This window comes from Lacipirellula parvula, from assembly GCF_009177095.1.
Taxonomy (GTDB): domain Bacteria; phylum Planctomycetota; class Planctomycetia; order Pirellulales; family Lacipirellulaceae; genus Lacipirellula; species Lacipirellula parvula.
On the sequence record NZ_AP021861.1, the window covers coordinates 5,875,753 to 5,901,271 of the forward strand.

Below are 25,519 nucleotides of genomic sequence, written 5' to 3' on the forward strand. Positions count from 1 at the left end.
TTGCTTGGGTGTCATGGTACGTTTTCATCTTGCTTCGATGTCCGTCCGCTCGCATTTTCAACGCAGCCATTGGCCGCTGGGGCGTCACGCGTGGGCGCTAGCGTTCGGTTGGATGATGCTGGCCGCAGCCAGCCACGCTGCGGAAGCGCCGCTGGAATACAACCGCGACGTGCGGCCGATCTTGATCGACGCCTGCATCTCGTGCCACGGCCCCGATAGCGCCTCGCGGCAAGCGGGCCTGCGGCTCGACCGCCAGGCCGACGCCGTCGAGGCGGCGGCAATCGTCCCGGGCGATCCCGATTCCAGCGAAATGATTCGCCGCATCCTCAGCGAGGATGAATCGGAGGTCATGCCTCCGCCGGAAACGAAGAAACATCTCACCGACGAACAGAAGGCGACGCTCGTTCGCTGGATCGAGGAAGGCGCCGAGTACGAGGCCCATTGGTCGCTAATCACCCCGACGCGGCCGACTCCCCCGACCACGGCACAGCAAGCGGACTGGATTCGCAATCCCATCGATGCGTTTGTGCTCGCCAAGCTGCAGGCGGCAGGACTTGCACCAGCTCTCGAAGCCGATCGCCGCACGCTCGCTCGTCGCGTCGCGCTCGACCTCACCGGTTTGCCGCCAGCTCCTGAGCAAGTTGAAGAGTTCATCGCCGATGAATCGACCGACGCCTACGAAAAGTACGTCGACCGGTTGCTCGCCTCGCCGAAGTGGGGCGAACATCGCGGCCGCTACTGGCTCGACGCGGCTCGCTACGGCGACACGCATGGCATCCACATCGACAACTATCGCGAGATGTGGTCGTACCGCGATTGGGTGATCAAGGCGTTCAACAAGAACATGCCGTTCGATCAGTTTACGATCGAGAACCTCGCCGGCGATTTGCTGCCCAAACGCTCGCTCGATCAGCAGATCGGTTCCGGATTTAATCGCTGCAACATTACGACCAGCGAAGGTGGCGCCATCGACGAAGAGTACGCCGTCCTCTACACGCGCGATCGTACCGACACGACCGCTCAGGTTTGGCTCGGCCTGACGGCTGGCTGCGCGGTTTGCCACGACCACAAGTTCGACCCGCTCTCGCAGCGCGAGTTCTACGCGATGTCGGCGTTCTTCAACAACACGACGCAAGCGCCGATGGACGGCAACGTGAAAGATACGCCGCCCATCGTGATGGTGCCGCTGGAAGCCGATCTGCCGCGGTGGGACGAGCTGCAGGGCCTCGTTCCCGCCGCGGAACAAGCCGTCGCCGCTCGCCGCGACGGGGCGCGGCCGGCATTCGACGAATGGCTCGCCAAGTCAAAACGCGAAGACGCCGAGTGCTGGATTCCCTCGTCCGGCCTGCACCTGCTAGCGCCGCTCAACGACGGCGGCGATGAAGTCTCCTACACGCTCGATGGCCAGAAGACTTCGGTCCCGCGCAACGCCACCGTCGAGTGGCGAGACGGTAAGACCGGCGCGAAGGCCGCTTACCTCAACCAAGGTTCCGCGCTCGAGGTAGCGAAAGCTGGCGATTTCGAAGGCGACCGCCCGTTCTCGACCGCGGCGTGGGTCAAGCTTCCCGGCAACGACGCCAGCGGGTCGATCGTCGCCCGCATGGACGACGGCAAAGACTATCGCGGCTGGGACATGTGGGTTGAAGGCCGCCGCGTGGGCGCTCACATTGTTCACAAGTGGCCCGAGAACGCGCTGAAGGCCGTCACCAGCGAAGCGTTGCCGGCAGACGTGTGGGTTCACGTCGCCGTCACCTACGACGGCAGCCGCAAAGCGAGCGGCATCCAAGTTTACGTCAACGGCGAGTTAAAGCCGACGAACGTCCAGGCCGACAGTCTGACGGAAACGATTCACACCGAAGTCCCGCTGAAGGTCGGCCAACGTCACGTCACCTCGCCGCTGTCGGGCGTGAGTATTGAAGACGTTCGCCTGTACGATCGCGCTCTTTCGCCCAGCGAAGCGACCGCCCTCGCCAATGCGTCGCTCTTCGCATCGTTGGTGGCCGCCCCGGCCGACAAGCGCGATGCCGCAAGCGCCGACGCCCTGTTCGGCTGGTGGCTTGCGAACGTCGACGACGACGGCAAACGCCTCGCCGCCGAGCGCGACGCTCTCACCCGCGAGCGAAACGACATCCAGGCCCGCGGCACGATCACCCACGTCATGCAAGAACGCGGCGAAATGGCGAAGGCCTACATTCTCAACCGCGGCGAGTACGATCAGCGGCTCGATGAAGTGCAGCCCGATACGCCGGCGTTCTTGCCCAGCTTCCCCGCCGATTTGCCGCGCAATCGGCTCGGCTTCGCCCAGTGGTTGATTCGCGCCGACCATCCGCTCACGGCGCGCGTCACGGTCAATCGATTCTGGCAAGAAGTTTTCGGCCAAGGGCTCGTCCGCTCCGTCGGCGACTTCGGCGTTTCCGGCGAGTTGCCGTCGCACCCGGAGTTGCTCGACTGGTTGGCGGTCGACTTCCGCGAATCGGGCTGGGACGTGAAGCGATTCTTCAAGCAAATGGTGATGAGCTCCGCCTACCGGCAGAGTGCGCTGACGTCACCGGAGAAATTGGAACTCGATCCCGACAACCGCCTCCTCTCGCGCGGCCCGCGGTTCCGCATGGACGCCGAAATGGTCCGCGACTACGCCCTCGCGGCGAGCGGCCTACTTTCACCGAAGATTGGCGGCCCGAGCGTGAAGCCATATCAACCGCCAGGCGTCTGGGAAGCGGTCGCGATGATCGGCTCGAACACGCGCGACTACCAACAAGATACGGGCGAAGCGCTCTATCGCCGTAGTATGTACACGTTCTGGAAGCGCTCGGCGCCGCCCGCGTCGATGGATATCTTCAACGCCCCGAATCGCGAGCACTGCACGGTCGTGCGCGAGCGCACCAACACGCCGCTGCAGGCGCTCGTCACGCTCAACGATCCACAGTACGTCGAAGCGGCTCGGCAACTGGCCCAGCGAGCGCTGCTCGAAGCGGCGCCCTCGTTCAAGCATCGATTGTCGTTTGTCGCCAGCCGGCTTCTAGCGAGGCAGTTTACGCCGGAAGAACAAACGGTCATCGAACAGAGCCTCGACCAGCTGGCCGAGTTTTACGCCGCCAACGCGGCTGAAGCGGAGCAACTGCTGAAGGTCGGCGAAACGAAAGCCGACGCCAAGGTCCCGCAGGCGGAACTTGCGGCGTGGACGATGGTCGTCAATGAACTGATGAATCTCGACGAGACTCTCAATAAGTAGCGAGCTTTTCTCATGAGTTTTCTGAACGAACTGCGGACGAACGTTAGCCGCCGTTATTTCCTGTCGCAAGGTTCGCACTTGCTCGGCGGCGCCGCGCTCGCCTCGCTCGCAGGAAAGGCGTTTGGTTCGACGGCGGCAGCGCCCGCGCCAGGGCATGGCCTGCATCTGCCTGCGAAGGCGAAGCATGTCATCTATCTGCATATGGTCGGCGGTCCGCCGCAGATGGATCTGTACGACTACAAGCCAGTGATGAAGGACTGGTTCGACAAGGACCTGCCCGAGTCGGTCCGCATGGGCCAACGGCTGACGACGATGACCAGCGGGCAAACGCGGTTTCCGATCGCCCCGTCACGGTACAAGTTCGAGCGCTGCGGCCAATCGGGCGCGTGGGTCGGCGAGCTGATGCCGTGGATGAAGAAGCAAACCGACGACGTGCTGTTCATGCGCAGCATGCAGACCGACGCCATCAACCACGAGCCCGCGATCACGTTCATCCAAACCGGCAACCAGGTGACCGGCCGTCCCTGCCTCGGCTCATGGGCGTCGTACGGCCTTGGTTCGCTGAACGACGACTTGCCGACGTTCGTGGTGATGGTCGCGCGGCCCACGAACACCGAACAAGTGCAGGCGATCTCCGCACGACTCTGGTCCAGCGGCTTTCTGCCGGGCGAACATGCCGGGGTGAGCTTCCGCACAGCCGGCGATCCAATTCTTTACATCAACGATCCGCCGGGAGTGAGTCGCGACGTCCGCCGGACGACGCTCGACGGGTTGAAGACGCTGAACGAAATGAACTATCGCCAACTCGGCGATCCGCAGACGCACACGCGCATCCAGCAATATGAGCTTGCCTTCCGGATGCAGTCGAGCGTGCCCGAGATGACCGATCTGAAGACCGAATCAGAGTCGACGTTCGCCCTGTACGGCGAAGCGGCGAAGACGCCCGGCACGTTCGCGAACACCGCCCTGCTCGCCCGTCGCATGGTCGAACGCGGCGTCCGCTTCGTGCAGATCTACCACAACAACTGGGACACGCATGCGAACGTCGCCGGCCGGCTACCGGACCAATGCCGCGACGTCGATCAACCTTGCTACGGCCTCATCCAGGATCTGAAGCAACGGGGGCTGCTCGACGAAACGCTGATCATTTGGGGCGGCGAGTTCGGCCGTACCATTTACTCGCAAGGCGGACTCTCCGACCAGAACTACGGCCGCGACCATCATCCCCGCTGCTTCACCATGTGGATGGCGGGCGGCGGCGTGAACGCCGGAACCGTCTATGGCGAGACCGACGACTTCTCCTACAACATCGTGAAGGATCCGCTGCCGGTCCGCGACCTCCACGCGACGATCCTACACCAACTCGGCTTCGATCACGAACGCTTCACCGTGAAGCATCAAGGGCTCGATCAGAAGCTAACCGGCGTCCTGCCGGCGCGAGTGGTGCCGGAACTGATTGCGTAACGCAATTAAGCTTCGCAACGCTGGGGACGGAAAACGCGGACTGGCGTCAGAGCGATCCGACCCATCTTTCATACTCATTGCTTTCAGATCCGAAGTAATCAGTGACGATGGCATATGCCCAATCCGAGTCCTCTTCGTGGAGGACGATCGTGAATTGGAATATTCCGTCTGCATTCACATACGCCTTGCCTGAAATTGCACCGGCAAAGTACACGTACAGTCCCTCGACGTCTCCGTCGTCCGTCACCAATCCCGTGATGGTTACCTTGTCGTCATCTCGTACGCTGAGCTGCGAACTGAAACTGACGTATGGACCCTGATTCACGCCTCCAAGATCGACGACATACTTCATGAATGTCGTCTGCCCCGCGGAATCAGTCGCAGTGACGATAATGGTGCTCAATCCCGTGGCGTTAAGGGCGGGAGTCATGTGAAGCACGCCCGTCACGGTATTAATTGACTGGCTCGACCAGATTGATCCGTTCGAAGTCGACGTAATTGTGTAGGTGATGGCGCTATCGGCTGTCTCCGCATCGGCGAAATCGCCCCACAAATCGAACGCAGCGTCAGCGGCATTGGCGTTGATGTTCACCGCCCGCCAGCCCTTCGACGACGGGGCGTCGTCGGAAGCGCCCACCGGCGTCCCGCTGGCGTGGCTCTGAGACAAGTGAGCGTTGATCAGGCTCGCATCGCCTGCGGAGATGCTGCCGCTGCCATCGACGTCCGTTAGTGGAGCGTAACCGCTGGAGGCGGTCGTGAGCCCGCTGCCGGCGGTCGCTGCCGAATAATCCGTCGAATTGACGACGCCGTTCTGATCGACGTCGCCTGGCAGGACGCGAAACTCGAAGGCGAAATCCCCGCCGTTCACGCCGTTCCCGGACGAATAAATGCTGCTCGACGTCGTCCACTCGCCGTCTAAGGCGTTGTCGTTACGATCTCGAACCGGCAGTAACCCGTCGCCGTCGAGTTCCACACGGTAGCCGTTCTTCGGCAGTGCGGCGCTGAGGGTCCATGTCGCGGTCAAGCTTAGCTGGTCGTACTCAAACTTCTCGACGCTGACGTGCGCGACTCCAATGCCGGTCAACGACAAATTGCTGGAGAGGATTTGCACGTCTTCGCTGAATTGGAAGATGAGCTTGTCGATGTTCGTCCACGGCAACGACGCCATCTGCGACGATGAACCAACCGGCACGCTGTATCCGCCATCGCCTAAATGGCTATCGCTCAGATACTCAACGAACCCCGAACTCCAAGCAGTGCTGCCAACCTCGAAATCAACGACCGTCGGAGCGCCTGTAAGCGCCAACCGCTGTTCGAGCGATTCAAATCGCAGTCGCGGCGTCGCAGTGTGCGCGCACGCGCCCCTCAGCCAACTTCTCATGACAAAACTCCACGCCGAGATTCGGCGGCAAGCGGTAAGAAGGCGCGCTCGATGCGACGCCGGTCTACATAGATAGTTGCAACTCGGCGTCGCAACTGCTCATTCAATTTGCGTACGCTCGGGCAACATTACTTGAATTTAAGAATCTGCCGTCTGCGTCGTGCGAGCTTCAGTTACTTGCGAAGTCATCGAGAGCGACGGGCAAAACCAACGATTCACCAGCCGTGCGGGAGCCGCGACGGATGACGCGAATCCAGCGCCGCCTGAAGAGATGCGTTACTGAAGGCCGACCGGCAACAACGATGCCGGTTCGATAGCAAGCTCCACGAAACGCTGGTAACGCTGCTTCGGTTTGGCGATTTGCGAATTGATCGCCAACTCCGAAAATTGAGCAGACGAATGCAAAGGCAGCCACGCCGGCGTGGTCGTCGAAATGCGGTATCCCTGCTCGACAGCCCGTTCCAGACACTTAATCGCCTCGGCTTGCATGGCGGGATCGACGCGAGCTCGCATGCTCAAGAGTCGAGCCGCGTCGACCTGCAGTTTTTTGTCGAGCGGATACTCCTCCGCCAATCGAATCGCAGACATTGCGTCTTCATGCGAAACGCTGGTTATGGAAAGTCCAGAGAGGCTCAGTTGCAGCAAGAGCCTGTTGTAACGAACCGAGGGAGAGTTAGGCAGCGCAGCGCTTGCGCGCGACAATTTCTCTTGAGCGGCGAGCAGTTTATCTTCCGGACTAAGCCGGCCTTGTCCGAGTTGATACGCCAGCGCGAGATTATTCATCACCTCAGGACAATCGCCCGCCAATTTGAACGCTATCTCCCCAGTAGGAATGCCGCCTGAGAAATCATTGAGTTTGCAATCGCAGTACGCGATGTAGGCCGCCGCGACGGCGGAAGGCTGCTGACGATTGACCTTCAAGAAGCATTCCTGCGCTCGCAACGCGTCGCCCGCTCGCAACAAAGCCAAGCCAAGTGCAAATTGCACTGCTGGGGCGTCGGCTTGAAGCATCAGGCTGCGTTCCAACGAAATTCTAGCGTCGGCTAACCGGCCCTCCTGCATCATTGCAATCCCTGCATTGAACAGCCGCGCGTCTTCCGACGGGCGGGATGCGTAGAGCACTCCAGATCCTGCGATCAATGCCGAGAAAGCAATCGTGCAGGCGATCAGCGGACGGCGGCGGCGGCGGGCGGCGCGCTGGAGCCTGCCTCGCGCCGTGAACGCAGCGCCCAGAATATCTGCGAGCGCTCCGGCCGACTGATGTCGCTCCAGGGGATCGAACGCAATGCAACGCTCGACGGCGGCGGCCAACCGAGGGGGGATCGTAGCGTCCAAGGCAAGCAATCGTACAAATCCTTTTCGCTGTTGCTGCAACAATTCAGTCGCTAGGCTGCGCCGATCGCCTGGCGCCGTCGACAATGGAAACGGCAACCGTCCGCTCAATGCTTCGTACAACAAAATGCCAAGCGAAAAGAGATCGGAGCGCTGGTCGTAGGCGGCGTCGCCAAACTCAAGGCCCACCGCCTGCAACTGCTCGGGCGGCATGTAAGGGAGCGTTCCCCCTTTCGCCTCGACGGAGTGGGACAAACTGCCGCTCAGATTAAAGTCCATGAGCAGCGGCGTGCCGTCCCATGACAGCAAGACGTTCGAAGGCTTCACGTCGCCATGCACGACCCCCTGGTCATGCGCGTGAGCGAGCGCCAACGCCAGCCGCCAGCCGACCCACGCGACGCAATCGTGCTTGTCATAAAAACGCGGCCGAGCGGGTGCAGCTTCTGCAACTTCTACGGAGTCAGTGGGACGGCGGGACGCATTGGCGACGGATAATAGCAGATCGCCGGCACGCGCATCTTGGCGAGCATCGGCCTCGATAAACTCACACAACGTGCTTCGCCCTACGAATGGCATGCAAATGTGCGCCAATTTCGTCTGGGGGTCTGACGACGCCGAGTAAATCGGCACGATATTCGGATGCCGCAGCCGGCCGAGCAGGTCGGCTTCCAGCAAGCTATTGCGGGTGAATTTAACGATCACCTGCCGATCGCCGACGCCCGCCTGACGGCACAGGAAGACGCGAGAATGAGCTCCCTTGCCCACTTGCTCCATCAGCAGGAACGCCCCGACGCGGTCGCCCGCCTCCGGCCAGTCGGCCACTTCGCTGATCGCGTGGAACCAGGACTGGCGATTGAAGTAGCCTTCAACTTCCAACTGACGGCAGATCGAGCTACGCAGCGACTCGCCCAAGGGAGTCAGCCACCGCGAGTAATCTTCGATCGACGGCGCATGGTCGACGTCGCTGAAATTAGAGAACCGCTCGATGGCGCGTTCCACGACGAACGAATGATCTTTGTCCGATTCGAGCAGCGTCTGCAATTCCGCGACCACGCGAAGGGCGTCTGCCTCCACGCGAATCGAATCGTAAGATGCGTTCGTCTCCATAGTCTTCTGTCGCCGCTCGGCGCCAATTAATTTAAAGACTTCCTAGAGTTCGACGATGCTAGCTTGAAAGTGATTCGAGGAGCGAATCGAGTGCTCGCCGAACCGTGCTGACGCTAATGTTTAATCGTCCCGCGACTTCTTCGTACGTTAAACCTTGCAATCGCAGTTCGACGATTCGCCGCCCGCGATCGCCTGAGTTATTAATCGCTCGTTGCCAATTCTCGCGCGTGCTGATGATTTCAAGCGGCTCCTGAGCGCGCGCATCGTGCAAGTCGACGTCTGGCCGACTGTTGGCCGCGGCTGTATTGCCGGCGTCCGGTTGCGAGAGCGACTGCTCTCGACCTAAGTCGAACGCCTTCGTCGTCGTATAGTGGCGGTGGGTCTCATACACCTTATATTTAGCCATTCCGGCTAAATAAGCGACCAGCTTCTCCGGCGTCGACGCATCGTCGAACTTGGCTCCTTTGCGAATCAGCGACTTCCAAACCGATTGCACGATGTCGGTGGAATCGACCTTCGAGCGCAACTCAGAGGGCAAATGGCGGCGCACGACGCGCAAAATATTCTTCGAGTATCGCTCAAGCAGCAGCCACACGGCCTCTTCCGAGCCGCGCGCTGCTTCGCGCATCAATTCCTCGAAGGAATCTGTCGTCGACGATGGATCGGTGTCATATGCCATATCCGCACTCAAGTGCAAGGTCGCCAATCGCGGCAGGTCGTCTCAAATTACTAATCAGCTAAGCTCACAAGCATCAATACGTCATCTGCCATTCGCAACTTCGCTGGCAATGTTGTCGTCCGCCGAGGCTTTTCCTCATCCACCATAATGCGTCCCGCCGCAAACGACGGCTTCATTGCAGATCCGAACTCAAGCGACAGGCAACTCATGGCGCCGGACTTCCTCCTTCGTCCCATCCATGTCCCGCTCGATAGTGAATCAACGGATCAAGGTCGTAACTCATGACCTGCACCGAACCGTCGCAATAAACCATATTCGTCCCTGCGGCATGAGCGCTGCCGAATCGATACTGCGCCGAAGTGCTCGAGGCAGGCAGCGAATCGTCCTGGGCGAGCGTTAAGTCGATTCTCGTGTACCGATGGTTGTCTGAGCAAAAGCCCGTAAAAACTGAGTCGTTGTCGCCGATCGATTCGCCCGTCAGGTAGTGCTCTGAATGCAAGTACTTCTCGCCAATCAAGTACGTTTGCGAAGCACCGTCGACAATCCGGCGAAGCTGCGTGCCCGTGCGGGAGAAGGAAATGCCCGTGAACTGCGTGGTGGGGTCGGCGGAATATCCTTCCGGCATCGGCCAGTTGTGAGTGACTTCTGCAGCCAGCGTCCCAGGTCCAGGATCGGACGTGATCAGCGTTGAGCCCGTGCTGATCGCAAAGTCGCTGTGCGCGAATTCCGGGGGTGAGCCAAATGGCTTGATCGCCTTCAAGTACGGGTAGTTGCCAGAAAGGGTAACGGCCTCGGCGCCACGTCGCGTCGGACAGTTAAACATTGGCATCGGTTGAACTAGCCGGGCATGCGCTTCTTCGATGCTGCCGTTCCGCGCCAACTCCCACAGCGGGCGTTGCTCAATGTACGGCAACAGGCTGTATCCCCAACTTCCTGGCTGCCGTAGACCAAATCCACGCGACGGCATGCCCGTCCACTGGAAGCCCCATCCGCCGTGAGGAAAGACTTTTTGGGACTCGTGATACGTCAGCAGCCCGAGCCCCAACTGCTTGAGATTGTTCTGGCAAGACGCCCGCCGACTTGCCTCGCGGGCCGCTTGAACTGCCGGCAGCAACAACGCAATGAGAATTCCTAGGATGGCAATCACCACTAGGAGTTCGACCAGCGTAAATGCAGACCTTCGGCGCACGGCGTATCAGTCCGTTGGGGCGAGTAGCGTGAAGAGACCTCTCATAGTCTTTCACGTTCAACTTCGCCACGCAACGACTACCGCAACTCGTTGCCAGTTAAAGAGTTAACCCCGCCAGCAAAGGCTAGCGAGCAGAGTTAATTCACCATTTAGCCGATTGCATAGCGGCATCGGCGCAGCGAAAGACGCTGATAGATAAAGCGGAAAACGCTTTGGAAACCGCAAGCTGCGGCAACAACGTGCGTCAGCGGAGAACGACGCGCGAAGTCGCCGTTAGCTTCTCATTGCCGATGGGCGACGCGCGGCGCAGCCAGCTTTTGGCCTAATTTCCCGAGCTTTTCACGCCCTGAGCGCAGCCTTCTGGAAAAACAGTCCACCGCGCCGACCCACCCGACGTTGCGAAGGTGGATGGGCCGACGCGGCTTCCTGTGGCTGTATGCTACGGGGCAGCGCAGCACCCAGCGGACAGAGAGCAACTCCAGAAGGAAGCAGAGTGGTCCCTCATTCCAGGTAGTTGCGAAGGCCGATCAGAACTGCTCATCAATTCTCAGAAAATTTTAGAACCGGTGATATTTCTCGAAAAACCGAACCCCAACCCCACAAACGGGGGGCTCAAAATAGCCTCGACAAAGCTTGGTCGGGGCTGGAGCACTATCGCGCAGCAAAAAGCCGGCAGCCGAGTCATCCCCGGCCTCCGGTCGTTAGCTAGCTACAGCAAATTGACCACGCGATCCGCGAGGCCCTTCTCACCAAGCACCACGTTGAGCTTGCCGCTCGCGGCGACTCGCTCCAGGACTTCCAGTTCCCGGAGCCGCATCAGCGTCGGGTTGTCGGCGAGCAGCCGAGCGGTGTTTGCCTGGCTGCGCATCGCGGCGGTTTCCTCACGGCGGACGATCAAGTTGGCCTCGGCCGCCTTCTTGGCCTCGGTCACCTTGTTCATCAGGTCCTTCATCTCGCCCGGCAGGATAATGTCGCGTACGCCCACCGAGACGATTTGCAGACCCAACTCGCCCGCACGACGGCTGACCGCTTCCTCGAACTCGCCGGTGACCGCATCCTTCTCGGTCAAGAACGAATCGAGATCGCGTGTCGCGACAATCGCCCGCAGCGCGAGTTGCGCCTCGCGGTAGAGCGACTGCGTCGCGCCGTCGGCCACCATGATCGACTGCCGCGCATCGACCACTCGGTAAGTGACCACCGCATTCATGCGGAGGGTTACCTTGTCGGCGGTCATGATTTCCTGACCAGCGACGTCGAGGGTCTGCTCGCGCAGGTCGATCTCCGTCACGCGAGCGTCGCCCATGCCGCGCCACCAAGCGTACTGGCCTGGCGGCAAGGTTTCGACGTACTCGCCGTTCTGGAACACGACGCCGACCTTGTAACGGTCCACCGTGCACACGTCGAGCACTTGCGACGCTTGCTGGCTGCGGACAATCACGTTGAAGTCGTCGTGCTGGAAGCGGACCTTCCGCGCGTCGATCACTTCAATGCGCACTTCCTTGAAGCCGGTCCAGTAGGGTACAGGCCCGGCGGCAGGATGTGGCTGAAGCGACCGTCGATCCAGACAAGCGCCCGCTGGTGGTCCTTCAGGTCGACCACTTGCGCACGCCCCGCAAGGGCGCCGCTCTTCACGATCACGTCGAGCTTGTCGTGGCGGATCCACGGCAGTCGCTGCGACGCGACGTCGATGCGGACTTTCTGCAGCGGATCGAAGATCCAGCGGCGGCCCGCATCGAGCAAGCCTTGGAACTCGCCGTCGCGGAAGTGCAGGCCGACTTCGTCGCTGTGGATGTGAACTCGTTTGAACATGATGGCCGCACCTCCTTTCGTGTTGTGACTATGCGGCTGCTCGTCTTCCGTCTTTGACTACTGACTATACAGTTTCGATCAAAAGACGTTTAACACAGAGAGCACAGAGGACACGGAGAAATGTAGTTGATACTCACTATCTAGTTCTTCTCTGTGCTCTCTGTGTCCTCTGTGTTTAAGTGATTGTTTTTCCTACAGGAAATATTGGATGCGTTCCACCGTTAAATGGTTCGCACGATTCTTGAAAACCCCTCGGGCAACGAAGCGGACGATTGATCACGCCTCCGTACGCGGAGCGTCGTTTAAGCAATTGCGACTGCAGCGTCGTTGGCAAGCGTCCGTCGACCTGCTGCGAAGCAAACGCTTCGCAGCGGCGGTCAACCTCTCGCCGGCGTCAAACGCTGCAGACGCGAGTGCGGAATCCACGCACTACAGAGCGTCGGCGGGCGCTGCCGCGATCGCCATCTCGCCGAAGCGAGTACGGCGACGCGCGGCGGATCAATCCATTCGTTCGTTGCCCTCGGGGTTACCTTGACGCTTGCGCGCCTGCTTTGGAGCGAGTTTTCACACTCGCGGTGGGGGTACGGGAGTCGAACCCGTGACTTCCAGAGTCTAAATCTGATGCTCTACCAACTGAGCTAACCGGTGGCGGACGACGCGCCCGTTCGAGCCCATGTTCGGAACACGCTGTGCTAACCGGTTTAATGGAGCGCAGCGCGCCGCTGGTTTCGACGCGTCGGACCTTGCTTGAAGAGACATACAAATCACTTGCAAGAGACGCCGGCGGGAGTCGAACCCGCTCCGAGCTGCGTTGCAGGCAGCCGCCTCACCATTGGGCTTCAGCGTCGATTGTTCGCGCGATCATCAAAGCCACCGGCTCCGCCGGTGGACGAACTGCGAGTTGGCTCCACCTTGCTACGTCCACCGGCGGAGCCGGTGGCTTTTAGTGGGTCGCGAAAAAATCACGTTGGGCCGCCGTTGCCGACGGCCCAACGCGCTAATCAATGAAGGCCACGTGCTGCATGGCCGCAGATTCGGTCTCGGTGTTCATCACCACTAACCGCCAATCGTCGAGCTTGATCGTCTTGTGATCGGGGTGACGAACCTTCCCGCGAACGAACGCGCGGGGGTTGCGTCGCTGGATCACCCAGCCGATCGAACGCAACTCGGGACGACGGCTGATCAACCGCATGTACTCCCGCGGGGTAAGCCCGTTGGGATACGCTCTGCTGACGTACACAGCTTGGCCGCCGTCGCGAACGAGTTCATCGACAATGTGCGGCTTGCCGGCGCCGCGCTGCAGCCGTTCGTTTCGCAAGATGACCGATTCGTTCACCTTGGTTCCCAACGGCAGCGGCACGAAGAACCACTCCCCTTGGCGGACGAACGCCTCGTTGCGGCGACGATTACGCAGCCGCGGCTTGACGCTGCGGCGCGTTTGCTCGGAACGGACGATGTCGGGCTTGAGCGCCTCCATCGCCGTCGCCACGGTCGACGCCGACCGCGTCTCGGGCACGGCGGCGACGAACCAATGCCGCTCGTCGCGACCGCACAGAAACTTGTGCTTGCCCGTGCCGTCAGCCGCCATCAACAGCAGATGGCGACTCGCAGGCTGAACGTCGAGCACAATCAATTCGGCGGGCGTGGGACTTGCCAAAGCGACGTCGAAAAACTCGCCGTCGCCGTCGCGACCAATGTCGATCGAAACGCCATTGGTCCGCAGGCGCCGATGGGCGCCCGCGCTCAGTCTAGCGCGCGCGCCGATCCGGGCGAAGTGCCGTTCAATCGGATGCGCGTTCATGGAACTACTCCAAAAACTAGGATGGGAAAAACTAACCAGTGCCCTCGCCAGGAATTGAACCCGGTCTTCAACCTTCGCAGGGTTGCGTGCGGATCCGGCACACCCCGAGGACAAACTTCTTCTAGCCCCTGGCTCCGCCAGGGGGTCGGCCACGATGAAATATTCTGGCTCCCTCCCCCTTGAGGGGAGGGCTGGGGAGGGGGTGGAACGCTGGTACACGCTGCAGTCACCCCTCCCTAACCCTCCCCCTCAAGGGGAGGGAACTTCAAAATTTTTATTCATATCAATTCAGCTCCCAGTAGAGGAATCGAACCCCTTCTTCGACGTTCGAAGCGTCGCGTGCGACTCCGGCACACTCACTGGGCGTTGGGTTGGGTGGCGAGCCGTAGGTCCCCCGGTTTGAAGAACCGGGGGCTAATTTGGCCGCCTTGTACTCTCAATCCGGCGGAGGGATTTGAACCCCCGTGGGGCTGTTTACAAAACAGCTGCATTGCCGCTCTGCCACGCCGGAACATTTCTCTCAGCAGGTCCGCCAGGATTTGAACCCGGTCCGTCAGTTTTGGAGGCTGACTGCTCTCCCAGGAGCACAGACCTGAAAACCCCGTCGATGCGGCCGGCGCGCCGAACGCACCGACGGGGGACACGATTAACGACTCGACTAACTTTTCAGCGGCACGTTCCAGTACGCTTCGCTGACGAACTTCGACCAACTCTCCAATCGGACTCGATGATCTCCATACGCCGGCCGCCACTCAGGAGACACGGGAACTCGCTTCAGGTTCATCCGCGCTTGCTGCGGCGTGCGGTCGGCCTTGCGGCTGTTGCAGTCGACGCAGGCAAGGACGCAGTTCGTCCAGCTCGAGACGCCGCCGTTAGCGCGTGGGATGACGTGATCGATCGTCAACTCCTCGCTCCCCGGCGTGACGCCGCAATACTGGCACTGAAAGTGGTCTCGCTTGTAAATGTTGCGTCGGCTGAACGCCACCGTCCGCCGCGGCAGGCGATCGAACTCGTTCAGTGTGATCACCTCCGGCACGCGAAACCGGACATTGACGCCGTTCATGCAGCGTTCGTCGTCGCGCGGGCGAAGCTGCGACCAATCGCCCCAGGTGAACGTCTGGTAGTCGGCCGCATCGACCACGCGGGCCGCTTCTTTCCACAACAGCACGAGCGCCCGCGCGACGGTGGCCACGTGGACTGGTTGCCAGTTGCGGTTGAGTACCAGGACTGGTCGCTGCAATGTGTTCATGACATTTTTTTGTGGCTGGGTTAGTAGGTGAGTAAGTGAGTAGGTGGTTAGGTAATTTGCGAACGCCTCGCCGATGAATCGAACATCGTCTTACGATTTAGAAGATCGTTGTGCCGTCCAACACACTCGCGAGGCAGGGTGACCGAGCGGACTCGAACCGCTTGCCGCCTGGTTCACAGCCAGGCCCCTCGACCACTTCGGGATCGGTCACAGCGGAAGGCATGGGATTCGAACCCACACGACCGCTCGCGCAGTCGCACGATTTAGCAAACCGGCCCGACCAGCCTTATTCGGCTACCTTCCGTTTAGTTGTCGTCGCGTGCAGTGGAGCGCCGGGGAATCGAACCCCGATTTCCTGGGTGCAAACCAGGCGTCGTCCCGTTGGACCAGCGTCCCATCGATTTAGTAGTCTTCTTTCAGTAGTCGGAGCGGGAGTCGAACCCGCAGACGCCAGGCTCTCGACCTGGCCGCTTTGCCAATTTGCGTACCCGACTGTGGAGTAGCGAGTCCTGGATTCGAACCAAGCGGAACCGGGCTTATGAGACCCAGCCGGGATGCCTGCCACTCGCTAATGCGTTGCTTCGCGCCGCGGGGTTTGCCCGCGACTAGACGATCTTTAGTGACCAAGGGGAGATTCGAACTCCCACGCCTTACGGCACGACGTTCTGAGCGTCGTGTGTCTGCCAATTCCACCACTCGGTCATGAGCACCCCGTGCCGGAATCGAACCGGCCGTTCCAGGCTGAGAACCTGGCGTCCTACCGATAGACCAACGGGGCATATTAGCTGTGCTTGCCAAAAACCAGTGGGAGGGGTCTCCGACCCCGAAGCGACGATGCGCACCAAATTGGTTCGGGGTGGTAAGCGGTATCGGCGTCGGAGACGCTCCCACAAATAGTCTTGGACTTAGATCTCACTTAAATGAGACGTGAAGGAATCGAACCATTCGTCGCCACCCCGCTTATTTCGTGACAACTGGTTTACAGCCAGTCGCGGGGAACACGTCTCCTTGTGCAGTGGCAAGGGTGGGAGTCGAACCCACAAAGTCGCGAAGGTTTGAGCTTCGCCGCTTTGCCTGTTTGCGTACCTTGCCGCGAGCGCCCTCGATGGGATTTGAACCCACGCTCTCCTGCGTGACAGGCAGGCGTCCACTCCAGGCTGGACCACGAAGGCGTAACGAAGGGGGAAGGCGGAGGGTGGAAGGGAGAAGGGAGAAGGGAGAAGGGAGAAGGGAGAAGGTAAGAGCTCACGCAATCCCCCTTCCGCCTTCCTCCTTCCCCCTTATTTTCAGTAGTCCCGGGTGGACTCGAACGATTGCATAATCCGGTCAAGAAACGCACCTGCCTCAGGAGGCGGTGCGTATTCCGGTGCAATTACGCCTGACGGGCGAGAGGAAGACGCTGACCTCAAGGAGATCGCTATAGCTTGGCCGCAGCTGCGCAGCGAGACTCGTAAGCAATTGCTCGAGATCGTGCGTGGGTCTGCTGCTCTTCATGCTCACAAGGAGCCAAGCTGAGCACTTCGGGTTCGCACAAATTGCAGTAAATTCGATTGCAGTGAGCTGTCAACGGGGTGTGTCGAAATCGGAGTAATGTGGAGCGAGCAGGGGGCTAGCAACCTTTCAGCCTGGGCGACGAGCCCGCGGTGGGTGGCGCCGACGGTTGAGTTGGACGACGAAGAGACCACTAGCGATCAGTGAGCCGGGGCCCAGCCGTTGGGACCAGGGGGGGCTTTGACAACTAGAAAAAAGCAGCCCCGCTGCGGAAGTCGCGAGCCGCGGCGGGGCGAGGATGCGAACTAGCTGTAGTACTCGCTGAACGCTAACTCGACGGCCCCGATGTCCACGGTGTCACCGCCAACACCATCCCAATTCTCGAATCGATCCCAACCGCGTTGATCGAGTTCGAGGGCAATGTTTGTCGCGATGCTGTTGCTGCCCGCATCGATAGCCGCGCTATCGTAGTAGGGTAGATGTACGCGAGTGCCTGCGCTACTGAACTCCAGCGATTTCAACCGGGCAGTCGAACTCCCCGACAGGAGGATGTTGTTAGTCGAGAGCCCGCCACTAGCGCCACTTCTTAGCAGGTTATTGGCGCTCGTGGTTTTTAAGTTGCCGCTAACATCACCGCCGACTAGGTTGTCCGCGATGATGGAGTTTCCTGCATATAGGTAGCGGCCGTTTCCAGCAGGGTGCTGGTAATAAGTGTCGTACACGCCACTTCCCTGCGATGCGGAATTGTCGGTGATCGTGCTGTTGATAATGCGATAGTCGTAGAGATAGGGGTCGTAAATGAAACTGTAGACCCCACCGCCTTTGCTGCTCGCCCCAGATGCCGTGTTTCCTGAAATAGTGGAGTTGATAATGTCGAAACCGTAAAGCGAGTTGTACTGCTCAATTGCAATTCCAGCTCCTGCACCGCTTGCTCCGGTTACGGTGTTATCGGCGACTTCGGATCCAATCACGCGTAAGACGCCGTAAGAGAAAATCCCTCCCCCTGCATTCGAAACGGTATTTCCCACGACTCGCGAGTTACGAATTGTAACAATACCGTCTGCGTATACCCCTCCTCCAGCCAATCCGCCTCCGTCTGTAATCGTTACGCCACTGATGGTTGAAGTCCCAGTTGCAACGATAACGGATTGCTGCGACGTACCGGCAATTGTCAGCTTGTCAGCCCCCGGTCCAGATATGACGGTGTTAGCCACTGACAATGAATCAGGAGCGGACCCGGCGTCAGCGCCGTCAATTGACAGCGTGATAGTCGCCATTCCACCAGCATAGAGCGATGGATCGAAAGAGATGATCTCGCTACCTGCTAGGGCTGTAGCCAGCGCCAGCGCCTCTCGCAGCCGAAGTGAATCAGTTGTTGCTTTAAGCGCAACAGAGTTGTTTCGATCACCGGCATTGCGAACGACTAACGACGTGTTTAACCCAGCTTCGAACGCGCCAATGTCGCGAAAGCCGTCACCGCCGTTGGTTGGCGACAAGTCATATTCGCGAGCGAACCCGCTCCCGCGCTGATCGTAAGAGATCGACCAATCATTGCTGCCCTGATCGATGGCAGGGCTGTTCGTTAGCAGGGCATGCGTTTTCGTCTTCCCACCGTAGTCGCCTAGCGGAGCTAACAGCGGATCAATCCGTGACGTTGGCGTGCCGATGATGTTGCCGGCGCCGCTAAAGGATTGGCCATTCGCTCCAGCGCCTAAGATGTTGTAGCTGCTCGCGGGATCCAGCGCGCCGTGAATGTCTAGCGTTGGTCCCCAGCCAGACAAATTTTGGTTGTTGGCGACGATCGTATTGTGCAGCGTCACTGTTCCACCGGTCTTCCGCAGTCCGCCGCCGTAGTTAGTCGCAGTGTTATTGACGATGGTGCTGTTGACGATTGTCATTACCCCAGACGACTCGACGAATACTCCGCCGGTATCTTGGCCTGCCGTGTTTTCGGAGATGGTCGTATTCTCGATGTACGACGTTGCGCTGTAGGCGCTTATGCCGCCCTCGCCTGCGCTACTGGAGTTTTGATAAATCGAACTGCCGTAAATATTGAGCGTGACCGCTGGGAAGCCTTGAACGCGTATGCCGCCGCCTCGAGTTGCGGTGTTTCCGTGGAACTCGCTGCTGAAGATGGTGACGGAGCCATTGGCGCTAAATAATCCTCCGCCCAATCCCGTACCTGTGGCGTGGTTATCAGTCACGACGACGCTATGAAGCGTAAGATCCTCAGAGGCATTGTAGATGCCAGCGCCGTCGCCATTGACGGCGCCTCCCTTGATCGTCATGCCGCTAATTTGGACGTCGAGCACGCCGGTGCCCGCGACATAGAAGACTCTGCTTGTTCCGTCAGCGTCAACCGTAAGCTTGTCGGCGCCAGGACCAACGATGTTCACGCTGCTATCAACCGCAAGTGCGCTCCCACCAAGAGTGATCTGATCAACCCACTTTGCAAAAACGATCGTGCGTGCTCCTGCGTAACTGGGATCATTAGCCAGTGCAATTGCTTCTCTCAAGCTCAGATCGTGGAAGCTGTAATCACCGTCATCGAGGTCCTCCTCCGTGGTGACAATTAGCGGGCTAACGCCGTTCTGCGCTGCAGTAACAAGAGTTTGCTCCCAAAGTTCCGCGTCCAGTTGATCGATCGCGCCGTTACCATCGAGGTCGCCAGGCGCATAACTATTCGAGAATAGCCCTAAGTTGCTGTTCGTGCTCCCGTTTCCAACACCATCAGCGTTTCCATCCCATATCGGCGGCAAATCATCTGGCGGGCTATCTGCCTCGAAGGCAAATCCATGCGCGTGGACATTCTTTATGAAGCTATAGTTCGCACTGGAAGCCCCATAGCCTCCACTTCCAGCGCCGGCAGTCCCCTCACCACCTGCTCCAAAAGAGTTACTGACGCCTCCTCCCATTGTTATTACATCACCATCTTCAATATCTATTACAAAGTTGACGAAAATATTGGCGCCTGTCGTGGCTAAAGTGTAGGGTTCTCGCCCGTCAATTGCGACAGTGAGTATGCCTGAAGTTTCGTTAACATTTTCATAATAGTTGTGGTACACATCCGCGAAGCTCTCGAACGTTATCCTACCGACGCTTTGCCCGTTCTTATGGATAGTAATATCTGCTCCTTGGTCTAAGTACGCCGAAGAATTAAGGCCGCTTCCTGTCGCCACGCCCAGTCCGATAAGGTACAACGCGCCGTAAAACTTCTTGGCAATCGACGGATTACTATCGTCGAATATGAAACGCCCTCCAATTTCTCCATACGGATAGGACACGCTCAGCCCGCCTCCCATTCCACCTTGGTACGCATTGCCAAGTTGAACAGACTCCATTGACACACTGGGGACTGCAGTCCGATTAGCGCCAGTCACAGGCGAGACGCCATCCCATATTTCAGGAATGATAAATCCCGCGACTTTGGCAAAGGCGTATCCGTAGCCGTCTCCTGACGAAACCGCGTCAGTGTATTCGCGCAGTAGCGTATCGTGTTCCTCCCACGTGTATTCCGAGTCAGGCGCCGCGTTACCTGCCTCGGCTCCCGTGTAAATCTCCGCGCGCATGTCTAGCCCCCAGCTGGAAGCGTCAGTACGAATCCAAGATCCGACGGGTGAGCCGGCCAGCACACGACGCTCCTCAAGGGACTCGTACCCCAATTGCACGAATCGTTGGTCGGGTTTCGCGATTCTTGAAGTTCGGCGGGATACCCTTAGGTCTAGCTTCGCCATCTCCCGCTCCCATGTGCTAAGAAATCTGCGCATTGGTAGCCTTTCACTCTCTGATTGGTGGAAGAAGCAATGTCCGCAAGGCAAGACAAGAAGAGCAGCTGCGGAGCGCGAAGCTTAAGCAGCCGTACATGAGCCGCGTCGGTGGTTGTAGCTCAATCGCATGATCAAATCAACTATTTTTCAGACTTGTTGAGACGCAAATCAGCAGCGTTAAGATCTCGCGACACAAGGACTTATCTGTTTTGCCCAATTACCCGCATCGATGTCGATTGCGTCGACAGCACTGTTGACTAGACAACCCGTATGCCGACCGTCCGGGTGTCCTACCGATGCTCGACCTACGCGCACAGATTGAACAGAGGTGAGCGGCAATTGCTGCAAACCGGTAGATACCGCCTTAGCCGCAAGCCAGACGACAACAATTTAGCTGATTCAGCCTGCGAACCAGCTGCGATTCTCGGCGCCGACTAACCTGTGCCCTCAGTCTGACTTGGGCGGAGAACCCGCGGTGCTCCGCGTGTGCATGGCGCTCGCACTCAATTGCTCAGGAACGTCTCAGGCCTTAAGCACGTGAGCACCGTCGCCCCGGTCATGAAGTTGAGCGTCACGCAGATGACGAATGCATGAATGGTTTCGCCTCTGTACGGAACCCAAACTTGAGATCCCCTTAGTGGCTCAGGTTCGCCAACCGTTATTTCGCCAAGTTGTTCGCCATCGAGCGTCGCAAGATACGTCATTGCTCCACTCTGAACTCGGAGCGGTGCAATTGCAACAGAGGGAGTAGTGCTGATCGGTTCGCGTAACGGCCGTAGATGTCGACCGAGTGAGAAGAAGCGTCGCGCGGCCGCTACCGCACGACGCTTTGATATCTCGCAGAGCCGCAGCTCGGTGTCTGAGTTCGGCAGTAGCCACTGCGATAGACTCACCCTAAGGGTGATGAGCAGTAGGCGCCAGTGCTAATCGGCGATGTTGGTGAAATGCTTTGCAGCAAACAGGTAAGGCGATAGCGGCGGCGAGCTGCTACGAACGTCGTGCATATGGCCGAGGCAGCGGCTGTCGTCTGGGTTGTCAGTAGGCTTCGCGGCCCGCGACGCTAAGCGATTGGTCGCGCATTCAGCGCCCGCGTCGGTGGAGGAGCTCGACGCCGATCGCATTGAATAGGGAATTCGCGTCACCGCACTTCGCGCAGAGTCGCAGCATTCGCTCAAGCCAAGGAGTGCTGCGCTGTCGGATCGCAGCAGGCATCTCGCTTATTTCAAGTAAGAAAATCACGTCATCCTGGCTGAGGCTTTCATCTGTCGCATTTGTTGCAGCCGTCACTAAAGGCATATTCGAACCCGTTAAGGTTGGCGTATTAGAAGACAGAATGGTCGTATGCCGACCCCGCCCAGCGAAGTAGAGAAAAGAAACGGCCGGTTTTATTGCGTCATGCGCATCGGAATCTATTCCCAGCACTAACCGTGCCAACGTCGCATTGCTCTCAGTAGCAGCCACAATTGCCACCGCTCGCATGCGAACCTATCTATCCAGTTCGCAAATGGCAGAATGTCGGAGGGAGTTTCCCAGTAGCTGGAGGCGATCATGGCAACGGCGTACCAACTTGACGGAGTTATCTACAGCATAGCCTCGCATCGTGACTCGCAAGGCCACTTTGCCACTTGGAAGTGCATGACGTGCGGTACGGCGGGCGGTAAGAGCGGGGTTTACGCCGACGAACACGGCGCCGCAGAAGCTGCGCGTTCACTGATTGCGGACCACCAGGCGCGTAACCATCCTACCGCTCATGAAGGCAGGCTGTTTTCCCTGGCTTACGGCAGTCAGGCAGTTATGCCCTTCAGCAGGACGGCGCTCGACGAACTTGCCGAGCATGCTGCGGCAAAGAACGGGCTGCTCGACGTGACTGGATATCTCACCTACGACGTCGACTTCGAAACTTTTTTCCAATTCCTCGAGGGACCGCAGCTGGTCGTCGAAGGACTCATGAACGTGATTAGTGCCGACGCTCGCCATCGGGTGTTGAACGTTGTTCATATCTCCGAAGCGGAGCGACAATTCGCGGCTGCAAGTGCCGCGGCGAAGTTGACTACGGGTCTGAAAGCCGATCCCATGCCCTCAAATGCGGAAAGCCAGCGAATGTTCTCGACGTGGCGAATGAAGCTCGTCACTAGAAACGATTTTGAGGTCATGAACATGGGGGAGATCGTCGCCGACGTTCTAGCATCTATGCGGAAACCTGAATTGGGCGGAGAGTACGTTACCGACGCAATTCTTCAGTTGTCGAATCAGCTCCGAGATCGTGCATCGTTGGCGAGCTTGTGAGGCTGCGAATGCCTGACCTACGCATCATCGCGGGGTGCTGCTTTGAAGTCTTGTACAGCCGTCGCTTCGTCCAAGATCAGTCTTGCAAACCCTTGGACGCGAATGGCAGTGCTGTAACGCTCGGCGTCGGCAAACATGCGCGCCAAGACCAACAGATCGTCGTAGATTCGCGCGGTCGCTTCATGCAAATCACGGTCACTCATTGAACTGATCGCGGTCAACGAAAAAAAGTCGGACAATCAAGCGACCGCCGGTGCCCGGTGGTGCCTTTGGCAGTACGCCGCAAACCAGCAAAAGTCTCGGCGATCAACCCTGCCGCGGTGTCGAAGGTCCAGACACTGCAACTGATAGGCCGAAGCCGTCTGACATGTACGATGCCGTACACGCCACGCGAAGGATGAAGCGGGGGCGGGGCTTGAGGGCTACTTCCCTGATGGTTGGAACTTCCGAGCGCCGTCGATGAACCGCGTCATGTCGCCTTCCGTGATCTGCAGCACGACGTTGCCGAGATCATCCAGGGCCTGTGCTCGCACCGCCCACCGCCGGAGTGCTTAGACATCGAAGGCATGGTGAGAGTCGCGAACGGTTGATGTCGGCGGCCAAGAGCTGGTCGCCGCGTCCTAAAGCCAGGCCGTTGGACCATTCACTCGCCCCGCGGACCTAGCGAATCTGGCGGGGCGCTTATTTTCGACTCAGCCCCCAGACTCCCGGCCGGGGTCAGGCGGGGCGGGACGGCGGGCGTTTAACCAGAGACCGAGTGAGCTTGTCGCAATGATGGCCACTCCAGTCACGGCACAAATTGCCGCATCTGTTCTGGTCGCTCGTCTCAGGCAGTCGACTAAATCGTTGTAGTCGATAGGCTGAATTTTTAGCGATTCATCATACAGTTCGAAGGCCAGATTACTCGCCAATGCGGATGCGAAGGCGTCGGAAACGGCCGCCCAAGAGAGCAGGATAAGTCCGATCGCAAGATTGATGACGAGTACGGCTTTCATGCCCCGCATTCTAACCGCTGGCGCGGGAATGCAATCAGCCGCTTCTCACCCCTCCGCTGGGGGTCGCACACATCCTGGACCACCACCCAGCAATGCGCTTTACAGATTGACGGTATGTTTGTTGCTCAGCCTCCTGGCAGTTAAGCACGACACCACCAGGGGCGTATAGATGGCACGCGACGACAAAAAGAACGCACGTCTGCAACGTAATGGCCCAACTACCGACGCCGAGATCGAGGATCCGGCCAAATCTAAGAAAGTGGCCGAGCGGAAAGTATGGGCCGAACGCCGCAAGTTGCGGCTGCGAGAGAAGCGGCTTTACCCTCCGCGATGACCGCAACGGCCTCGCCGCGAGCGTTACGAGCTCAGGCGCACGCAGTTCGGCGCTCAACGTGTGCCATTGATGAAGTTTGATCTAAGCCGCATCAATGCGAATGAGGTCGCACGGGGCATAGAGAGTGTGAATGCATGAGGAAGAACTTCACCATCCTCGGTATTGCAGGTGTCGCAATCCTCAGTGCCGTTAGCATCGCGTATCTCACTAACTCGCCTTTTCAGTCCCCGGCAACGCTCGCGTGCGCGGTCCTGGGGGCATTTGCGGCAATCATCGCCGAACAAACTTGAATGGCCTTGCCTGTTGGATCTGCTCTGCGGCCTGTCCTGCTAGGCGGCCATGTGCCTGAGTCCGTTCGACGCCAGAGTGTGAAGGGATACCAGGCCTGTAGGCGAGGACCACTCGGTGCGATTAGCGGATGCAAAATTGTGGACGAATTTTGCCATTTGCGGCATGATGGGCGTCGCGCCACTCCTGATCTCGTGGTGGCCGGTGGCAGGTACTGTGGGCTTTTGCGGGCTAGCTGCAATCGCGGCGGCTCTCGCGGCAGCACGCGGCTCATTTATGCGGAATAGCTTGCGGAGGCCGCGTCTGGCCCCGCCCGCCCGGAATCCGGCGGCTAGGTCTGCTTTCGCTGGCGAGCGGCGGGCGAGCCGGTACTAACGATCGCGCAAAGTGCACCTCAACTAGTCCTGGTCAATCCGTCGTAGGCAGGCTGCAATTGCTTTGGAACGCCGAGTGCAGTGTGAGAGAATAGCGGCTCACACCACACAACTGACTTAGGCTGATCATGTCTGACCGCTTCAAGAGCCTCCACCCTGATCCCAGTCAAACAGAAATTGCGCGCTTAGCTGCCGAGATTCGTGCAGGGTGGTCGCAAGGAAAAGAGCGAAGCCGCGCCAGTGCAGAGCCAGTCGGCGCGCCCGTGAAAACGATTTCGGTAGGGCGGACTTCCGGCAAGCCGATGCCGTAGTGATATTTCGCCCCGCCCGTCGCCAGCGGGTATAGTGGGGGGATGCGAACGACCGAATGACAAATTCGCAGTTAGCGTTCTTGCACAATACTCATCTATCGAGCTATCTCAATGTCTGTCAGAGGCTTAATAGTTTACGGCCCAATTGTGCTCTCATTGGTCGTCGCGCTCGTATATCGCTATTCGTACATCGCGAGGCTTTGCAGCATCGCGTTATTGTGTATTCCCTCATTTCTCCATCTAGGTTCCCTGGTGGTTCCGCATCGTCTGCTCGATGAGCAGGTGAGGCGACAGATGGAGGTGCGCGACGAAGGAGACGACGCGCCGAATGAGTACGAGCTTTTGCTTACGGGGATACAAAGGTCTGGTCGGCGTGAATTCAATGTGTTTAGTGCGATTACCTTTGCTTGGGCAATCCTGGCGATCTTAC

The 25,519-nt window shown here is 59.0% G+C and carries 16 protein-coding genes and 11 tRNA genes; 4 read left to right on the plus strand and 23 right to left on the minus strand.

Features of this window, described 5'->3' with window-relative positions; genetic code table 11:
* Nucleotides 1-37: 37 nt before the first annotated feature.
* Nucleotides 38-3,232 carry a DUF1553 domain-containing protein gene (locus PLANPX_RS22985; RefSeq protein ID WP_198421802.1) on the plus strand — a complete coding sequence of 1,065 codons (3,195 nt, stop codon included), beginning with the start codon at nucleotides 38-40 and terminating at the stop codon, nucleotides 3,230-3,232.
* A gap of 12 nt (nucleotides 3,233-3,244) precedes the next feature.
* The gene (locus PLANPX_RS22990; protein WP_152100991.1) at nucleotides 3,245-4,696 is read left to right on the plus strand and encodes a DUF1501 domain-containing protein; all 1,452 of its coding nucleotides are present in this window, start codon (nucleotides 3,245-3,247) and stop codon (nucleotides 4,694-4,696) included.
* A 46-nt stretch (nucleotides 4,697-4,742) separates the two neighbouring features.
* Here PLANPX_RS22990 and PLANPX_RS22995 read toward each other — a convergent pair whose 3' ends face one another.
* From PLANPX_RS22995 to PLANPX_RS23095, 21 genes are all read right to left on the minus strand, one after another.
* Nucleotides 4,743-6,077, minus strand: a complete 1,335-nt coding sequence (locus tag PLANPX_RS22995) for a dockerin type I repeat-containing protein (RefSeq protein WP_152100992.1) — start codon at nucleotides 6,075-6,077, stop codon at nucleotides 4,743-4,745.
* A gap of 276 nt (nucleotides 6,078-6,353) precedes the next feature.
* A complete protein-coding gene (locus tag PLANPX_RS23000; RefSeq protein WP_152100993.1) occupies nucleotides 6,354-8,516 on the minus strand; it encodes a serine/threonine-protein kinase in 2,163 nt (720 codons plus the stop codon).
* Between the two features lie 58 nt (nucleotides 8,517-8,574).
* Nucleotides 8,575-9,195 carry an RNA polymerase sigma factor gene (locus PLANPX_RS23005; RefSeq protein WP_152100994.1) on the minus strand — a complete coding sequence of 207 codons (621 nt, stop codon included), beginning with the start codon at nucleotides 9,193-9,195 and terminating at the stop codon, nucleotides 8,575-8,577.
* A gap of 205 nt (nucleotides 9,196-9,400) precedes the next feature.
* Nucleotides 9,401-10,384, minus strand: coding sequence for a DUF1559 domain-containing protein (locus PLANPX_RS23010; RefSeq protein WP_152100995.1), 984 nt, complete (start codon nucleotides 10,382-10,384; stop codon nucleotides 9,401-9,403).
* Between the two features lie 709 nt (nucleotides 10,385-11,093).
* Nucleotides 11,094-11,879, minus strand: coding sequence for a slipin family protein (locus PLANPX_RS23015; protein ID WP_198421803.1), 786 nt, complete (start codon nucleotides 11,877-11,879; stop codon nucleotides 11,094-11,096).
* Nucleotides 11,864-12,193 (minus strand): hypothetical protein, encoded by a 330-nt coding sequence (locus PLANPX_RS27840; RefSeq protein WP_198421804.1) that lies wholly within the window; start codon nucleotides 12,191-12,193, stop codon nucleotides 11,864-11,866. The genes PLANPX_RS23015 and PLANPX_RS27840 overlap by 16 nt, the downstream gene beginning before the upstream one ends.
* Before the next feature lie 775 nt (nucleotides 12,194-12,968).
* Nucleotides 12,969-13,040, minus strand: a tRNA-Cys gene (locus PLANPX_RS23020).
* A gap of 150 nt (nucleotides 13,041-13,190) precedes the next feature.
* A complete protein-coding gene (locus tag PLANPX_RS23025; RefSeq protein ID WP_152100996.1) occupies nucleotides 13,191-13,994 on the minus strand; it encodes a hypothetical protein in 804 nt (267 codons plus the stop codon).
* A gap of 439 nt (nucleotides 13,995-14,433) precedes the next feature.
* Nucleotides 14,434-14,505: transfer RNA gene (locus PLANPX_RS23030), tRNA-Thr, on the minus strand.
* Between the two features lie 13 nt (nucleotides 14,506-14,518).
* Nucleotides 14,519-14,588: transfer RNA gene (locus PLANPX_RS23035), tRNA-Trp, on the minus strand.
* A 64-nt stretch (nucleotides 14,589-14,652) separates the two neighbouring features.
* A complete protein-coding gene (locus PLANPX_RS23040) occupies nucleotides 14,653-15,243 on the minus strand; it encodes an HNH endonuclease (RefSeq protein WP_152100997.1) in 591 nt (196 codons plus the stop codon).
* Nucleotides 15,244-15,380: 137 nt separating this feature from the next.
* Nucleotides 15,381-15,454, minus strand: a tRNA-His gene (locus tag PLANPX_RS23045).
* Between the two features lie 2 nt (nucleotides 15,455-15,456).
* Nucleotides 15,457-15,546 (minus strand) — tRNA-Ser (locus PLANPX_RS23050).
* Nucleotides 15,547-15,568: 22 nt separating this feature from the next.
* A tRNA-Ala gene (locus tag PLANPX_RS23055) sits at nucleotides 15,569-15,639 on the minus strand.
* A 24-nt stretch (nucleotides 15,640-15,663) separates the two neighbouring features.
* A tRNA-Leu gene (locus PLANPX_RS23060) sits at nucleotides 15,664-15,737 on the minus strand.
* Nucleotides 15,738-15,863: 126 nt separating this feature from the next.
* Nucleotides 15,864-15,945: transfer RNA gene (locus PLANPX_RS23065), tRNA-Leu, on the minus strand.
* 5 nt (nucleotides 15,946-15,950) lie between these two features.
* A tRNA-Glu gene (locus PLANPX_RS23070) sits at nucleotides 15,951-16,021 on the minus strand.
* A gap of 238 nt (nucleotides 16,022-16,259) precedes the next feature.
* Nucleotides 16,260-16,335 (minus strand) — tRNA-Leu (locus PLANPX_RS23075).
* 5 nt (nucleotides 16,336-16,340) lie between these two features.
* A tRNA-Asp gene (locus PLANPX_RS23080) sits at nucleotides 16,341-16,415 on the minus strand.
* Between the two features lie 624 nt (nucleotides 16,416-17,039).
* Complete coding sequence (locus PLANPX_RS23085) at nucleotides 17,040-20,366, minus strand: choice-of-anchor Q domain-containing protein (RefSeq protein WP_152100998.1); 3,327 nt, start codon at nucleotides 20,364-20,366, stop codon at nucleotides 17,040-17,042.
* Between the two features lie 1,058 nt (nucleotides 20,367-21,424).
* Nucleotides 21,425-21,622 carry a hypothetical protein gene (locus tag PLANPX_RS23095; protein WP_152100999.1) on the minus strand — a complete coding sequence of 66 codons (198 nt, stop codon included), beginning with the start codon at nucleotides 21,620-21,622 and terminating at the stop codon, nucleotides 21,425-21,427.
* Nucleotides 21,623-22,049: 427 nt separating this feature from the next.
* Between PLANPX_RS23095 and PLANPX_RS23100 the strand changes: the two genes are divergently transcribed.
* The gene (locus tag PLANPX_RS23100; protein ID WP_152101000.1) at nucleotides 22,050-22,787 is read left to right on the plus strand and encodes a BLUF domain-containing protein; all 738 of its coding nucleotides are present in this window, start codon (nucleotides 22,050-22,052) and stop codon (nucleotides 22,785-22,787) included.
* A gap of 17 nt (nucleotides 22,788-22,804) precedes the next feature.
* On the opposite strand, the gene PLANPX_RS23105 is transcribed toward PLANPX_RS23100, so the two are convergent.
* Entirely contained in the window at nucleotides 22,805-23,026 is a 222-nt protein-coding gene (locus tag PLANPX_RS23105) for a hypothetical protein (RefSeq protein ID WP_152101001.1), read from the minus strand.
* A gap of 453 nt (nucleotides 23,027-23,479) precedes the next feature.
* Nucleotides 23,480-23,782, minus strand: a complete 303-nt coding sequence (locus PLANPX_RS23110; RefSeq protein WP_152101002.1) for a hypothetical protein — start codon at nucleotides 23,780-23,782, stop codon at nucleotides 23,480-23,482.
* Between the two features lie 169 nt (nucleotides 23,783-23,951).
* Between PLANPX_RS23110 and PLANPX_RS27535 the strand changes: the two genes are divergently transcribed.
* Nucleotides 23,952-24,116, plus strand: a complete 165-nt coding sequence (locus PLANPX_RS27535; protein WP_172992269.1) for a hypothetical protein — start codon at nucleotides 23,952-23,954, stop codon at nucleotides 24,114-24,116.
* Nucleotides 24,117-25,519: the final 1,403 nt, after the last annotated feature.

Coding starts and splice junctions, on each gene's coding strand:
- PLANPX_RS22995 (WP_152100992.1), bottom strand. CDS start 6,077: ATGAGAAGTTGGCTGAGGGGCGCGTGCGCGCACACTGCGACGCCGCGA.
- PLANPX_RS23100 (WP_152101000.1), top strand. CDS start 22,050: ATGGCAACGGCGTACCAACTTGACGGAGTTATCTACAGCATAGCCTCG.
- PLANPX_RS23025 (WP_152100996.1), bottom strand. CDS start 13,994: ATGAACGCGCATCCGATTGAACGGCACTTCGCCCGGATCGGCGCGCGC.
- PLANPX_RS23000 (WP_152100993.1), bottom strand. CDS start 8,516: ATGGAGACGAACGCATCTTACGATTCGATTCGCGTGGAGGCAGACGCC.
- PLANPX_RS23110 (WP_152101002.1), bottom strand. CDS start 23,782: ATGAAAGCCGTACTCGTCATCAATCTTGCGATCGGACTTATCCTGCTC.
- PLANPX_RS23005 (WP_152100994.1), bottom strand. CDS start 9,195: ATGGCATATGACACCGATCCATCGTCGACGACAGATTCCTTCGAGGAA.
- PLANPX_RS23040 (WP_152100997.1), bottom strand. CDS start 15,243: ATGAACACATTGCAGCGACCAGTCCTGGTACTCAACCGCAACTGGCAA.
- PLANPX_RS22990 (WP_152100991.1), top strand. CDS start 3,245: ATGAGTTTTCTGAACGAACTGCGGACGAACGTTAGCCGCCGTTATTTC.
- PLANPX_RS27535 (WP_172992269.1), top strand. CDS start 23,952: ATGGCACGCGACGACAAAAAGAACGCACGTCTGCAACGTAATGGCCCA.
- PLANPX_RS27840 (WP_198421804.1), bottom strand. CDS start 12,193: ATGTTCAAACGAGTTCACATCCACAGCGACGAAGTCGGCCTGCACTTC.
- PLANPX_RS23095 (WP_152100999.1), bottom strand. CDS start 21,622: ATGCGATCGGCGTCGAGCTCCTCCACCGACGCGGGCGCTGAATGCGCG.
- PLANPX_RS22985 (WP_198421802.1), top strand. CDS start 38: ATGTCCGTCCGCTCGCATTTTCAACGCAGCCATTGGCCGCTGGGGCGT.